Annotated in this window: 4 tRNA genes; all 4 read right to left on the reverse strand. The window is 52.6% G+C overall.

Annotation, left to right across the window (positions count from 1 at the left end):
* Nucleotides 1-43: 43 nt before the first annotated feature.
* A tRNA-Ile gene (locus RV15_RS18460) sits at nucleotides 44-117 on the reverse strand.
* Between the two features lie 19 nt (nucleotides 118-136).
* A tRNA-Met gene (locus RV15_RS18465) sits at nucleotides 137-210 on the reverse strand.
* Nucleotides 211-228: 18 nt separating this feature from the next.
* Nucleotides 229-301 (reverse strand) — tRNA-Ala (locus RV15_RS18470).
* A gap of 10 nt (nucleotides 302-311) precedes the next feature.
* A tRNA-Pro gene (locus RV15_RS18475) sits at nucleotides 312-384 on the reverse strand.

The raw sequence follows: 384 nt of genomic DNA on the forward strand, positions 1-384 counted from the left end.
GACTTGGGTAATCCTCCGGAATAATTATTAATCGTCACTACAATGGACCTTGTAGGACTCGAACCTACGACCGGACGGTTATGAGCCGTCTGCTCTAACCAACTGAGCTAAAGGTCCTTGGCTCTTAAAAAAACAATCGCGGCGAAGGGGATCGAACCCCCGACCTCCCGGGTATGAACCGGACGCTCTAGCCAGCTGAGCTACACCGCGATAATAATAAAGTACTAATGGAGCCTAGCGGGATCGAACCGCTGACCTCCTGCGTGCAAAGCAGGCGCTCTCCCAGCTGAGCTAAGGCCCCTTAAAATAAATCGGGAAGACAGGATTCGAACCTGCGACCCCTTGGTCCCAAACCAAGTGCTCTACCAAGCTGAGCTACTTCCC

The organism is Enterococcus silesiacus (genome assembly GCF_001886225.1).
Lineage (GTDB): Bacteria > Bacillota > Bacilli > Lactobacillales > Enterococcaceae > Enterococcus_L > Enterococcus_L silesiacus.